The 12,877-nt window shown below is 61.4% G+C and carries 12 protein-coding genes; 9 read left to right on the forward strand and 3 right to left on the reverse strand.

Annotation, left to right across the window (positions count from 1 at the left end):
• Nucleotides 1-82: 82 nt before the first annotated feature.
• Nucleotides 83-328, forward strand: coding sequence for a preprotein translocase subunit SecG (gene secG / locus ACRQEG_RS04885; protein WP_016442760.1), 246 nt, complete (start codon nucleotides 83-85; stop codon nucleotides 326-328).
• Nucleotides 329-481: 153 nt separating this feature from the next.
• Here secG and ACRQEG_RS04890 read toward each other — a convergent pair whose 3' ends face one another.
• The 3 genes from ACRQEG_RS04890 to tkt form a co-directional block, all read right to left on the reverse strand.
• Complete coding sequence (locus ACRQEG_RS04890) at nucleotides 482-1,423, reverse strand: glucose-6-phosphate dehydrogenase assembly protein OpcA (RefSeq protein ID WP_320757165.1); 942 nt, start codon at nucleotides 1,421-1,423, stop codon at nucleotides 482-484.
• 42 nt (nucleotides 1,424-1,465) lie between these two features.
• Complete coding sequence (gene zwf, locus ACRQEG_RS04895) at nucleotides 1,466-2,986, reverse strand: glucose-6-phosphate dehydrogenase (protein ID WP_320757164.1); 1,521 nt, start codon at nucleotides 2,984-2,986, stop codon at nucleotides 1,466-1,468.
• A gap of 231 nt (nucleotides 2,987-3,217) precedes the next feature.
• Nucleotides 3,218-5,299, reverse strand: coding sequence for a transketolase (gene tkt / locus ACRQEG_RS04900; RefSeq protein WP_320757163.1), 2,082 nt, complete (start codon nucleotides 5,297-5,299; stop codon nucleotides 3,218-3,220).
• Nucleotides 5,300-5,473: 174 nt separating this feature from the next.
• Between tkt and xerD the strand changes: the two genes are divergently transcribed.
• The 8 genes from xerD (at nucleotide 5,474) to der (ending at nucleotide 12,800) form a co-directional block, all read left to right on the forward strand.
• The gene (gene xerD / locus ACRQEG_RS04905) at nucleotides 5,474-6,397 is read left to right on the forward strand and encodes a site-specific tyrosine recombinase XerD (protein ID WP_320757162.1); all 924 of its coding nucleotides are present in this window, start codon (nucleotides 5,474-5,476) and stop codon (nucleotides 6,395-6,397) included.
• Nucleotides 6,398-6,483: 86 nt separating this feature from the next.
• The gene (locus ACRQEG_RS04910) at nucleotides 6,484-7,332 is read left to right on the forward strand and encodes a ParA family protein (protein ID WP_016442765.1); all 849 of its coding nucleotides are present in this window, start codon (nucleotides 6,484-6,486) and stop codon (nucleotides 7,330-7,332) included.
• Nucleotides 7,333-7,344: 12 nt separating this feature from the next.
• Nucleotides 7,345-8,178, forward strand: coding sequence for a segregation and condensation protein A (locus ACRQEG_RS04915; RefSeq protein ID WP_320757161.1), 834 nt, complete (start codon nucleotides 7,345-7,347; stop codon nucleotides 8,176-8,178).
• 64 nt (nucleotides 8,179-8,242) lie between these two features.
• Entirely contained in the window at nucleotides 8,243-8,800 is a 558-nt protein-coding gene (gene scpB, locus ACRQEG_RS04920) for an SMC-Scp complex subunit ScpB (RefSeq protein ID WP_320757160.1), read from the forward strand.
• Nucleotides 8,797-9,519: a pseudouridine synthase gene (locus tag ACRQEG_RS04925; protein ID WP_016442768.1), complete on the forward strand. Its 723-nt coding sequence runs from the start codon at nucleotides 8,797-8,799 to the stop codon at nucleotides 9,517-9,519. The genes scpB and ACRQEG_RS04925 overlap by 4 nt, the downstream gene beginning before the upstream one ends.
• Nucleotides 9,519-10,622: a prephenate dehydrogenase gene (locus ACRQEG_RS04930; protein WP_320757159.1), complete on the forward strand. Its 1,104-nt coding sequence runs from the start codon at nucleotides 9,519-9,521 to the stop codon at nucleotides 10,620-10,622. The genes ACRQEG_RS04925 and ACRQEG_RS04930 overlap by 1 nt, the downstream gene beginning before the upstream one ends.
• Complete coding sequence (cmk, locus tag ACRQEG_RS04935) at nucleotides 10,615-11,334, forward strand: (d)CMP kinase (RefSeq protein ID WP_320757158.1); 720 nt, start codon at nucleotides 10,615-10,617, stop codon at nucleotides 11,332-11,334. The genes ACRQEG_RS04930 and cmk overlap by 8 nt, the downstream gene beginning before the upstream one ends.
• Nucleotides 11,331-12,800: a ribosome biogenesis GTPase Der gene (gene der / locus ACRQEG_RS04940; RefSeq protein ID WP_320757157.1), complete on the forward strand. Its 1,470-nt coding sequence runs from the start codon at nucleotides 11,331-11,333 to the stop codon at nucleotides 12,798-12,800. The genes cmk and der overlap by 4 nt, the downstream gene beginning before the upstream one ends.
• The last annotated feature ends 77 nt before the right edge of the window (nucleotides 12,801-12,877 follow it).

Consider the following 12,877-nt stretch of genomic DNA (forward strand, 5'->3'; position numbering starts at 1 on the left):
TCCCGCTGGCCGGTGTCACCAGGTACACTAGCCAAGGACTCTATTACTCTCCGGGTGCACGAAGCACCCGAAAGGACTGGAAATGAAAGCTTTGCTCATTACCTGCGAAGTACTTATGCTCATCACCAGCATCTTCCTCACGCTCTCCATCTTGCTGCACAAAGGCAAGGGCGGCGGTATCTCCGATATGTTCGGTGGAGGTATTTCCACGTCCATGCGTTCCTCCGGGGTAGCCGAGCGCAACCTCAACCGTATCACCGTGGTGCTGGCCCTCATCTGGGGCATTTCCATTATTCTTATTGGTCTCATCGTCAAGGTCGGCATCTAAGCCCCGAGAGTTTTCACAAGGCGTTAATATAGCCCTTAAGCAGCGGGGCCGGTACGTAATATCTACGTACCGCCCCCGCTTCGCACGCTGCTTCTCGCGGCTGAGTGCATCACGTCGCGTACAACAGCGCTATCCGTCTACGGCTGCAGCAGGTTATACATCCACATCCGCGGGAGAATAATCCAGCAGAGGGAGTCCTTTAGTCAGAACCTCGCCGTAGGCGGTATCGGGATTGAGATCGCGCAAATCCTCGATGAGCATCGCTTCCAAGCTACGTACCGGCAAAGCAACCTCCTGGGGAGCCCGGCCCGGGCGGAGCATGATGCCATGATCATTGCCGGGGGTGCGATGCAGACTGAGGGCTGCGCCGTCGTCCAAGAACAGCTCCACGCCGGTAATCGGAGCGCCCTCCTGCGGCTCTATCTCCACCGGGACGTCGAGACGCAGCCGCAGCCACGCGGCAAGTAAGAAAAGCGAGGAGCGGTGGGGCCGCCCCCACACCTTCGCGCCGGTAATGACACGGGCTGGGAATTCATCAACCATGGAGGCGATGTAATTGCGCCACAGGGTAGTGCCCGCCCAACCCAGGTCAGTATCCCCCGGAACATAATTTGCGGAAAGGTGCTGAAGCGCCAGAGCCGGATGATCTGCGGTGCGGGTAGTCGTAATACGGCGCTGCGCGATGCGCCCAGCCGCGGTAGCCGCGGGGTTTTCCGGCATATTCTGAATCCACCACGTTACAACGGGAGTATCGGGGAGCAACAGCGGGGTGACCAACGTATCCACATTCTCCGCGGCACCCGCGTGCGCGCGCAAAATAACGATCTCGGACGCGCCGGCTTCCGATCCGGTACGAATTTCCGCATCGAGACGGGCGGTTTCTCCGGCTACCGGCAGTACCGCGATAATCCGCGAAGGATGGGCGCGAGAGGCTCCGGCCGCCGCTTCGAGAGCGTCGCGCACCCCTCCCTCGGTATGCGCGACGATAATGAGGGTGAGGACCCTCCCGAGGGCTCCTACCCCGGAAGTTCCGCGCAATTGATCAAGCTGCTGGCCCACCTGGGCAGACGTGGTATCGGCAATATGGTTAATCATGAAGCTTCCTCGGATCTTTTTCAGGCACGGGACGGGTGCGGGCTAGGGACGGCGCCAGGCATGGCCGTGGGCGGCGAGCATGGCATCGGCACCGGCCGGACCCCAGGATCCGGGCGCGTATGTTTCCAGAGATTCCGGGTGGGCGTCCCAATAATTTTCCACCTGGTCGATAATCCGCCAGGACTCTTCCACCTCCCGGGTTTGCGGGAAAAGCGGCGGATCGCCCAGCAGCACGTCAAGAATGAGACGTTCGTATGCCTCCGGGGTGTACTCGGTAAAAGCGTGCCCGTAGGCGAAGTCCATGGTGACATCGCGCAGCCGCATTTCCGAGCCGGGCACCTTGGAACCAAATTTAAAGGTGATGCCCTCATTGGGTTGTACCCGGATAACCAGGGTGTTTTGTCCAAGCCCGGCAACATCCGGGAAGGGGAGGAAAGGTGGGTTGCGGAACACCACCGCAATTTCCGAAACGCGCCGCCCGAGCCGTTTACCGGTCCGCAGGTAGAAAGGCACTCCGGACCAGCGCCGCGTCTCAATTCCCAGGGCGATCGCTCCGTAGGTATCGGTCACGGATTCCGCCGGGATACCGTTCTCTTCCCGGTAGCCGCGCACCCACTGGCCGCCCTGCCAGCCGCTCGAATACTGCGCCCGCACCGAAGCTTCTGCCGGGCTTCCGAACAGATGGGTGGCCTCGAGGACTTTCTCCTTTTCCGCGCGCAGGGCATCGGCATGGAAAGAAGTCGGCTCCTCCATCGCGGTGAGAGCAAGGAGCTGGAGCAGGTGGTTTTGGATAACGTCACGAGTTGCTCCGATACCGTCGTAATATCCGGCGCGCGAGCCAATCCCGATATCCTCAGCCATGGTGATTTGCACGTGGTCCACATGGGAAGAATTCCACAGCGGCTCATACAGTTCGTTGGCGAAACGCAGCGCGAGGATATTCTGCACGGTCTCTTTACCGAGATAGTGGTCGATGCGGAAAACCGAATCATGGGGGAATACTCCGCTTACCGAAGCATTGAGCTCACGCGCGGAGGCCATATCGTGCCCGAAAGGCTTCTCGATGACCACCCGGCGCCAGCTGCCCGGCGCCCCGCGATTAAGCCCCGCGGTGGCGAGTCCCTGGGTCACCACCGGGAAAAGACTGGGTGGGATGGAGAGGTAGAAGGCGAAATTTCCGCCGGTCCCGCGACTGGCATCCACATCGGCCATGGTCGCCCCGAGAGCGCGGTACAGCTCCGGATCATTGTACTGGCCCTCAACCATCCGCAAACCGCCAAGAATCTGGGCCAGGGTGGTAGCGATAACCGGGGTTTGGGCGCCTTTGCGGATAGCTGCTTCAACACTTCGAGCCGCGTCCACGGGACGGCGCGCCACTCCGATAATGGAGAACGACGGCGGCAACAGCCCCCGATTCGCGAGGTCGTAGAGGGCGGGAAGAATTTTGCGGTTCGCCAAGTCACCGGTGATGCCAAAAAGAACGATGCCGCAGGGGCCGGCCACGCGCTGGAGGCGGCGGTCAGCGACAGCCCGGAGTGGATTACCTGAGGTAGGAGCAACCATAAAATTCCTGTCGTGAAAAAGAAGGCGAGAATATGCGCCTGTCTTATGGTAGACGTTTGAGCGACAAAGCGGCACCGCGGTGTCCACGAGTGACAAGCCACCAGCGATGAAAGTTAATCAAGGTCGCGGGGCCGATGCAAGGGCCCCGCGACCTTGATGATATGACGCTACCGGTGCCGAACGACTACGGTTCCTGCTGGCTTGACGCCAGCTAGGACCGCTAATTGCCCGCTAGGCGCGCGCCGCTTCGATGGATTCGAGGGCGGCGGAGACCACGTGCTCAGCGGTCATCCCATATTCTTTCATGAGTTCACCACCGGGCCCGGATTCCCCGTAGGTATTGATACCCACACTGCGCCCGGCGTCCCCGACGTAGCCAGCCCATCCGAAGGTGGCGCCAGCTTCCACGGAGACCCGTGCCTTGACGTTGGGGAGAATCACCGCATCACGGTAGGCCCGATCCTGAGCTTCGAACCATTCCAGGCAGGGCAGCGAGATAACACGCGCACCCACACCCTGCTCCGCGAGGATCTTCTGGGCGGCTACTGCCAGCTGCACTTCCGAACCGGTAGCCAGCAGTTGCACGTCAACGGTCCCGGTGGGGGAGTCCGCCAGCACGTAGCCGCCCTTGAGGACGCCTTCGGTGGAGGTCCCTTCCAGAATCGGCACGCCCTGCCGGGTGAGGATGAGGCCGGTAGGCCCGCCGTCGACCTTCTCCAATGCCCCGCGCCACGCGGCAGCGGTTTCATTCGCATCGGCCGGACGCACAATATTGAGGCGCGGGATGGCTCGGTAGGCCCACAGGTGTTCGATGGGCTGATGGGTGGGGCCGTCTTCGCCTACGCCCACCGAATCATGCGTCCACACAAAGATCGAGGGGATATTCATAATGGCCGCCAGGCGCGCTGCACCGCGCATGTAGTCGGAGAACACAAAGAAAGTGCCGCCGTAGGCGCGGGTGAGTCCATCCAGGGTAATTCCGTTAATGATCGCGCCCATGGCGAATTCACGGATACCGAAGTGGAGGGTACGCCCGTAAATATCACCGGAGAACATCTGCGAGGAACGATGCGCGGGCAGGAAGGACGGTTCGCCCTTCATCGTGGTGTTATTCGAGCCGGCCAGATCAGCCGAACCGCCCCACAATTCGGGGAGCACCGGGGCGAGAGCATTGAGCACCGCTCCGGAAGCCGCGCGAGTGGCGATACCCTTGGGATCCGGCTCCCAGCTCGGCAGCTTCTTTTCCCAGCCCTCCGGGAACTTCTTGGCCCGGATGCGATCATAGAGCGCGGCTTCTTCCGGATGGGAGGCACGCCAGGCTTCGAAACGAGCATCCCAATCTTTGCGGGCCGCGGCCGCCCGCGCTGCCGCATTCTTACGGGTGTGGGCGAGCACCTCATCGTCCAGCGGGAAATCAATATCCGGGTCGAAGCCCAGGATTTCCTTAGTGGCACGAATTTCTTCCACCCCCAGGGCCGAACCGTGCGAGGCGCCGGTATTCTGCTTGGTGGGCGCCGGCCAGGCAATAATGGTGGAGAGCTTAATAATAGAGGGCTTATCGGTAACCTGCTGAGCGGCCAGAATCGCATCGTAGAGCGCCTGGACATCCTCCTGGTAGGAACCATCCTCCTTAATCCAATTCACGTGCTGGGTGTGCCAGCCGTAGGCTTCGTAACGCGCCAGCACATCCTCACTGAAAGCAATGGAGGTATTGTCCTCAATGGAAATGCGGTTGTCATCATAAATGAGAATAAGATTCCCGAGCTCCTGGGTGCCAGCCAGTGAGCAGGCCTCACTGGTCACGCCTTCCTGGAGGCAACCATCACCGGCAATCACGTAGACAAAATGATCAAACACAGATTCACCGAGCGGGGTATCGCGGTCAAAAAGCCCGTGGGCACGCCGGGAAGCCATCGCAAATCCCACCGCGGAGGCCAGGCCCTGGCCCAGCGGACCGGTGGTCATCTCCACGCCGTTGGTATAGCCGTATTCAGGGTGGCCGGGAGTCTTCGAGTGGAGAGTACGCAAGGCCTTAATATCATCAAGTTCCAGACCGTAACCGGCCAGCAGGAGCTGATTGTATTGCGTGAGGGAGGAATGCCCGGCCGAGAGAATAAAACGGTCACGGCCCACCCACGCAGAATCTGCCGGATCGTGGTTCATGACCCGCTGGTAGAGCAGATAGGCCGCCGGAGCCAGGGACATAGCCGTTCCGGGATGCCCATTGCCAGTTTTTTGTACCGCATCGGCGGCCAGCAACCGGGTTGTGTCCACGGCCCGCTGATCGAGCTGCGACCATTCGAGCTTCGCCATTGAATTCTCCTAACATAAGGTTGTGGTTACATGAGATGTGCCACGCACTAGTCTACTGGTCACGCGGGTTTCGCGCGCCCGGGGTGCACCTCCGTTCGCGCCCGGCGCGAGACCCTGAGCGCCTAACTATCGCGTCACTACGCGCGGCTACCGCGCACCCGCGAAGGAGAATAGATGGCTGAACCCGGCACCCCGCCCTTGCAGCGCGCTGTTACGCAGTTCCTCGCCCATATCAGTGTCGAACGTGCCTTATCGCGCAATACCGTGGCTGCGTATCGGCGCGATTTGCGTAAATATCTTGCGCACCTCGATTCCCGCGGGGTCACCAGCCCCGCTGAGGTACGCGAGGAGGACGTCGCCTCCTTTTCCGAAACGCTCACGGGAATGGCCCCGGCTTCTATTGCGCGGGCCGTGACCGCGGTGCGGGCTTTTCATGCGTTTTTATACGACGACGGCGCTTGCCCGGCCAATCCGGCTAGCCGGGTGCGCCCCCCGAAACTCCCCGCGCGCCTGCCCGAAGCCCTGACAATTGCCGAGGTCACCGCCATGATCGAGGCAGCTGGGGCCACTCCACCACCCCTGGGCCTACGCGACCGTGCCCTCCTGGAGGTTCTCTACGGAACTGGAGCGCGGATCTCCGAAGCACTCGGGCTTACCGCCGATGATATCGATACGGATACCACCACGATTCGGCTCTTCGGTAAGGGCCGCAAAGAACGCGTCGTGCCGCTGGGGCGCTACGCCCTGGAAGCACTGGATGCCTACACGACCCGGGCCCGCCCGGAGCTTGCCGCCCGCGGGGAGGGAGTGACCAAGCTCTTCCTCAATACCCGCGGGCGGGTACTTTCCCGCCAGAGCGCCTGGCTCATTATTCGCCAGGCATCCGAGCGCGCCGGTATTACCGCGCATGTCTCTCCGCATTCGCTGCGGCATTCTTTTGCCACCCACCTTCTCCAGGGCGGTGCGGATGTGCGGGTGGTTCAGGAGCTGCTCGGGCATTCCTCGGTGACCACCACCCAGATTTATACCCAGGTTTCCCCCGACGTGCTCAAAGAGGTGTATGCCACCTCGCACCCGCGGGCGCTGCGCAGCGAGTAGGAAGCGGGGTAGGCGCGGCGGCGTCGTTCTACGCTCTTCGCCAGAAATGGCACCGCAAATCCTCCGAGTTTAGGTACCCTAGAGATGTGACCGAACAGAACGCGCTTTTTGAAACTGAAAACGTGGATTTTCCCGAACCGGAGCCCTTGAAAGAACACGGCCCGGCGCGCATTATTGCGATGTCTAACCAAAAAGGTGGCGTGGGGAAAACAACAACGTCGATTAACCTCGCCGCGGCGCTGGCCGGGTATGGCCGGCGCGTTCTCATTGTGGATTTTGATCCGCAGGGCGCCGCCTCTGCCGGTCTTGGTATTAATGCCCGCGCGCTGGATCGCACCATTTATAACGAACTTATTGCCGCGAAACCGGATGTGCGGGGAATCATTCAGCATTCGAAAGTGGAGGGCCTAGATGTGGTCCCGGCCAATATTGACCTTTCCGCTGCCGAAATTGTGCTCATTAATGAAGTGGCACGCGAACAGGCTCTCAGCCGGGTGCTGCGCCCGGTTCTCGATGACTATGACGTCATCATTATTGACTGCCAGCCCTCCCTGGGTCTCCTCACTGTCAATGCGCTCACTGCCGCACACGGAGTTATTATCCCGTTAGAGGCGGAATATTTTGCCATGCGCGGGGTAGCACTACTAACCGAACAGATCGGCCGGGTGCAAGATCGCCTTAATCCCCGGCTCACCATTGACGGAGTCCTCCTCACCATGGTGGATATGCGTACCCTCCACTCGCGCGATGTGATGAGATCCGTGCACGAAGGATTCGGGGATAAGGTCTACCACACCTATATTGCCCGTACCGTGAAGTTCCCCGATGCCTCGGTAGCCGGAGAACCTATCACCCAATACGCGCCCTCGCACCCGGGTGCGGTAGCTTATCGGAAGTTGGCGCGCGAAGTGATTGCCCGCGGTCAGAGTGCCTAAGCGGGAGTGGGCGTGACCACCCTTTTTGATGTCTCCTCCGATTTTGACGTTGATCTCGACGTGTATTCGGGGCCATTTTCGGTACTACTCTCCATGATTTCCAAGAAAAACTTGGATATTACCGAGGTGGCCTTGGCGGAAGTGACGGATGAGTTCATCGCCTGGATTCGGTCTCGGCCGGAGGTAGATCTATCTACCACCTCAGAATTTTTGGTCGTGGCCGCCACCCTCCTCGATATGAAACTAGCGCGCTTGCTGCCGCGCCACGAAAGCGAAGAAGAAGATTGGGAGCTCCTTGAACAGCGTGATCTTCTCTTCGCCAAGCTGCTCCAGTACCGAGCTTTCAAAGAAGTAGCTCGGGATTTCGGGGCACGCCTGGAGGAAACCGGGCGGCGGGTGGGCCGTGATGTTCCCCTCGAGGAAATGTACGCGAAAGCGCTTCCGGAGGTGCGCCTCCCGCTCGGGGTCATGGATCTGGCCCTGCTGGCTGCCCGTGCTTTCACCCGTGATACTTCCGAGCCGCTGGTTCGCCTGGAGCATTTGCACTCCCCGGTTGTTCCGGTTGCCAGTCAAATTTCCTACCTAGAAGAACGTTTTCGAGGTGGCGAGTCTTTCACTTTTGCGCAGCTCTGCTCCGACGCTAGATCGGTGCAGGTAGTCGTGGCCCGTTTCTTGGCGGTCTTGGAATTGTTACGTCGGGGCGCGATAGCCGCCGAACAGGATGAGCCTTTGGGTGCACTGGTGCTGCGCCCCACGCCGGCTGATGATCGCGGGGCGGCCGGTGCGGGCGACGTCGCCGCGGAATACGGCGAGGTGTCGCCAACCAGCGCGCTGAGCAGCGACTAGACTGGGCATCAGGGCGAGCACTGTGCGCGTGCCGCTCCGAATCCGGAAGCTTAAAGGAGAATCTGTGGCTGATCTTTGCCCCGCCACCGCACTCGAGGCGGTGCTTTTTGTGGCGGCCACCCCGGTTCCCCTCGCCATCCTGGCCGAAGCGGTGGGCTTGAGCGAAGCGGAAACCCGCACCGAGCTGGAGAACCTGGCCCGGGAGTACCGTAGTGGGCGCCCGCGCGGATTCGAATTGCGCGAAGCGGGAGGGGGGTGGCGTTTCTACACCAATCCGTTAGTATCGGACGTTGTTCTTGCCCACGTGACCCGCGGACAATCGGGTAAACTATCCACGCCGGCTTTGGAAACGCTGGCGGTGATCGCTTATCGGCAGCCTGTTACCCGTGCCCAGATCGCGGCAATTCGCGGTGTGAACGTTGATGGAGTTGTTCGTACGCTCGCCACTCGCGGCCTCATTGAAGAAGCGGGCACTACACCGTCCACCGGTGCAGTGCTGTATGTGACCACCCCGTATTTCCTCGAAGCCATGGGTATGAATTCCCTGGATGACCTGCCTCCGCTGGCGCCCTATCTACCCGAAGCAACCGACCTTGATGATGTGGAAAGAGAAATAAGATGAGAGAACGCTTGCAAAAGATCCTGGCCCACGCGGGGGTGGGTTCCCGGCGCGCTTGCGAAGCGCTCATTGCCGAGGGGCGGGTGGCTGTGAACGGCGCCGTCGTGACCGAAATGGGAACGCGTGCGGATGCCGAACGTGACACCATCCACGTGGATGGTATGCCAATCGCCGTGAAACCCGATCTCCTGACCGTCGCGCTTTACAAGCCGCCGGGGGTTGTTTCTACCATGGATGATGATATGGGCCGCCCGAGCCTCGCCCAGTACGTGGAGAAATACGAGCAACGGCTCTACCACGTCGGGCGCCTGGACGAAGATACCGAGGGCCTGATTCTGCTCTCGAACGATGGCGAACTTACCCATCGGCTCACCCACCCCTCGTACGAGGTCCCCAAAACCTACGTGGCGCGGGTGGAAGGCCAGGTGACGCGTGGCCTCGCGCGAGTGTTGGAAAAGGGCATCACCCTGGAGGACGGACCCATCCGGGTGGATAAATTCGTACTGCGGGAATCGCAGCCGCGCAATTCCATCGTGGAACTCACGTTGCATTCGGGCCGCAATCGGATTGTGCGTCGCATTATGGAAGAAGTGGGACACCCCGTTATGGAACTGGTGCGCACCCGTTTCGCCACTATTGATGCCGGGAGGTTGCGCCCCGGTAAAAGCAGGGTTATCGCAGGAAGTGAGCTCTCGGCCCTCATGCATTCGGTAGGGATGTGATGCGCGCCGGTCCGGTCCTTATTATCGGTTCGGGGTTGCTGGGCGCTTCCCTCGGACTGCGGCTACGGCTGCGCGATATCCCGGTGTATCTGGAGGATGCTTCTCCGCTCGCGGCGGCCCTCGCCCGTGATCTGGGGGCGGGGGAGGAGCCTCCGGAAGATGCCTGGGTGCCGAGCCTCGTGGTAGTTGCGGTTCCCCCGGATGTGACGGCGCAGGTGGTGAGCACGGCCCTGGATCGTTTCCCCACCGCGCTTGTCACCGATGTTGCCTCCGTTAAGGGCGTGGTGGCGGATCGCCTTGCCGCGCATCCCGAACGAGCCCGCTACGTGGGTTGCCATCCCATGGCCGGTCGGGAACGTTCGGGGGCGATCGCCGCGGATGCCGATCTTTTTGAGGGCCGTCCGTGGGTGATCTGCCCGCGCCCGGAGACCCGCGAAGAAGATATTGTGCACTTGCGCACCCTGGCTTTGGATTGCGGGGCCATGCCGATTCTTGTGGAGGCAAACGCGCATGATCGCGCCGTTGCCCTTGTCAGTCACGTTCCGCAATTGGTGTCGTCCCTGCTGGCGGGCACGTTGAACGACGCCGCAGCTACCGAGCTGAGCCTCGCCGGCCAAGGTTTACGCGATATGACTCGGTTGGCCCATTCGGATCCGCAGCTATGGACCGCGATTATCGCCTGTAATTGCGCGGCGGTTGCTCCCGTTCTTCGCGATGTTGCCGAGCGCACCGCCACCCTGGCCAGCACACTCGAAGAAGCCGCGGGTGCGGCGCGGGCACCCGGGCTGGCCCGGGCGGTTGCCGCGGTGGTCGCTGCAGGTGGGCGCGGGGTGGCGCGTATTCCCGGCAAACATGGGGGAGCTCCCCAGCGCTACACCGAAGTAACCGTCCTGGTTCCGGACCGCCCGGGTGAATTGGGCCGCCTCTTCACCGAGGTAGGGGAAATCGGCGTGAATATTGAAGATTTTTCTCTTGAACATTCCGTGTCCCAAAAAGTAGGGCGGGCACGGTTATCTGTAGCTCCGGCCGCTGCCCGGGATCTCACCGGGGCTCTCGCCGCGCGCCAGTGGCAAGCTTTTATTGAAGGAGGAGAGCATGAGTGAGATGGGCACATTGGGCATCCCACGCCCCGAAGCTGCGGGCTATCCCATTGCTATTGACGGACCCTCCGGCTCGGGTAAATCCACCGTGTCCCGCCAGGTTGCCCGGGAACTTGGGCTGCGCTACTTGGATACCGGGGCAATGTACCGCGCCGCGGCCTGGGCCGCGCAGCGTGCCGGCGTGGAGCTCACTGATGGGCCGGCCGTGACCGCCGTGGTGCGGACAATGAAACTTGAGATGCCCCTCGATCCTGATGAACAGGTGATTAGCTGCGAAGGTGAAGATATAACCGCCGCTATTCGCGCTCCGGAGCTTTCCCGGGTAGTTTCCCAGGTGGCCGTCAATCTTGAGGTACGAGCCGAACTCATTGCCCGGCAGCGGGCCATTATTGCAGCGCACCCGGACATTGTGGTGGAGGGGCGCGATATCACCAGCGTCGTCGCCCCCGATGCGCCCACAAAAATTCTTCTCACCGCATCGGAAGAAACACGTTTGGCGCGGCGGGCCCGGGAGGTACGCGGAAGCGTAGCGCCCGCTGCCCTAGCAGCTACCCGCGCGGAAGTGAGCGAGCGGGATGCGAAGGACTCGACGGTCGCTTCTTTCCTGGAAGATCGCGACGGAGTCGTTACAATTGATTCTTCTCAGATGAGTATTGCGGACGTGGTGGCCGCGGTGCGAGCGCTGGCACAGGGCTCTCGAAAGGAACAGGAATGACTGAGGAATACCGTGATATGAGCACGGAGGGGACCGCCCCGGACGATGCCGAACGCGTACTCCGGGCCGGTCTGGACGCCTACGATCTGGACGAAGCCGATCTGGCGCTCCTGGCCGGTGAGGAACCCCAGGAGCAGGCGGCTGCCCGCGCGCTACCCGTGGTGGCGGTTATTGGGCGCCCGAATGTGGGCAAGTCCTCCCTGGTGAATCGCATTGTTGGTAAGCGGGTGGCCGTGGTGCAGGACGTTCCGGGCGTGACCCGTGACCGGGTATCTTACGAAGCCGAGTGGGCGGATCGCCGCTTCCTCCTCATGGATACCGGCGGTTGGGAACGTGATGTTGCCGGTCTGGATCGCGATGTTGCCCTGCAGGCCGAAATTGCTATTGACCAGGCCGATGCCGTTATTTTCGTCGTGGATGCCGCCGTGGGTATGACGGATACCGATGAGGCTCTGGTGCGGGTACTGCGCCGCTCGCGCAAGCCCGTGATTGTTGCGGCCAATAAAGTAGATTCGCCCCAGCAGGAACCGGATGCGGCGTATCTGTGGTCTTTAGGGCTGGGGGAGCCGTACCCGGTATCCGCCCTGCACGGGCGTGGCTCGGGGGATCTTCTCGACGTGGTCATCGGTGCGCTTCCTGCGGAACGCGAGGTACCGGCACGTCCCGTTCACCGCGGCCCGCGCCGGGTCGCGATTGTGGGGCGCCCGAATGTGGGCAAGTCCTCACTGCTCAACCAATTAGCTGGGGAAACGCGCGCCGTGGTGAGTGATATTGCCGGAACCACTCGCGATCCTGTTGACGAAGTCATTGAGCTAGACGGTACCCCGTGGACTTTTGTTGATACCGCTGGAATTCGCCGACGGGTTCACCAAACTCGCGGGGCGGATTATTACGCGAATCTGCGCACCCAGCGCGCGCTGGCGGAAGCGGAGCTGGCCCTGGCTCTTATCGATGCCTCCGAGCCGCTGACCGAACAGGATATTCGGGTGATCCAGCAGGTGATTGACGCTGGGCGCGCCCTGGTCATCGTCTGCAATAAATGGGACGAAGTGGATGACGAACGTCGCTTCGAACTTGACCGCGAATTCGAGCGGGAGCTGGTTCAGATCCAGTGGGCCGCGCGCGTCAATCTTTCGGCAAAAACCGGATGGCATACCAATCGGCTCTCCAACGCCATGACCACTGCGCTGCGATCCTGGGACCAGCGTATTCCCACTGGCAAACTCAATGCTTTCCTCAGCGAATTGGCGGCCGCGCACCCGCATCCGGTGCGTGGAGGCAAGCAGCCGCGTATCCTCTACGGCACCCAGGCTTCCACCCGTCCGCCGCGTTTCGTGCTTTTTGCCACCGGCTTCATCGAAGCAGGCTACCGGCGTTTCTTGGAAAATCGCTTGCGGGCCACTTTCGGCTTCGAAGGCTCCCCGCTTCAGATTTCGGTTCGGGTGCGCGAACGGCGCAAGAAGTAGCGGAGATGGGGTACGACGGCGCAGCTAGTGGCGTCGTCGTACTTCCACCACCGGCAGGGATCGCGGCAGGAAAGCTC

It is taken from the genome of Actinotignum stranguriae (assembly GCF_051265215.1).
GTDB lineage: Bacteria > Actinomycetota > Actinomycetes > Actinomycetales > Actinomycetaceae > Actinotignum > Actinotignum schaalii_C.

Bases quoted from the DNA above. Each gene is read 5' to 3' on its own strand.
- secG (WP_016442760.1), top strand. From the start codon at position 83: ATGAAAGCTTTGCTCATTACCTGCGAAGTACTTATGCTCATCACCAGC.
- ACRQEG_RS04890 (WP_320757165.1), bottom strand. From the start codon at position 1,423: ATGATTAACCATATTGCCGATACCACGTCTGCCCAGGTGGGCCAGCAG.
- zwf (WP_320757164.1), bottom strand. From the start codon at position 2,986: ATGGTTGCTCCTACCTCAGGTAATCCACTCCGGGCTGTCGCTGACCGC.
- tkt (WP_320757163.1), bottom strand. From the start codon at position 5,299: ATGGCGAAGCTCGAATGGTCGCAGCTCGATCAGCGGGCCGTGGACACA.
- xerD (WP_320757162.1), top strand. From the start codon at position 5,474: ATGGCTGAACCCGGCACCCCGCCCTTGCAGCGCGCTGTTACGCAGTTC.
- ACRQEG_RS04925 (WP_016442768.1), top strand. From the start codon at position 8,797: ATGAGAGAACGCTTGCAAAAGATCCTGGCCCACGCGGGGGTGGGTTCC.
- ACRQEG_RS04930 (WP_320757159.1), top strand. From the start codon at position 9,519: ATGCGCGCCGGTCCGGTCCTTATTATCGGTTCGGGGTTGCTGGGCGCT.
- cmk (WP_320757158.1), top strand. From the start codon at position 10,615: ATGAGTGAGATGGGCACATTGGGCATCCCACGCCCCGAAGCTGCGGGC.
- der (WP_320757157.1), top strand. From the start codon at position 11,331: ATGACTGAGGAATACCGTGATATGAGCACGGAGGGGACCGCCCCGGAC.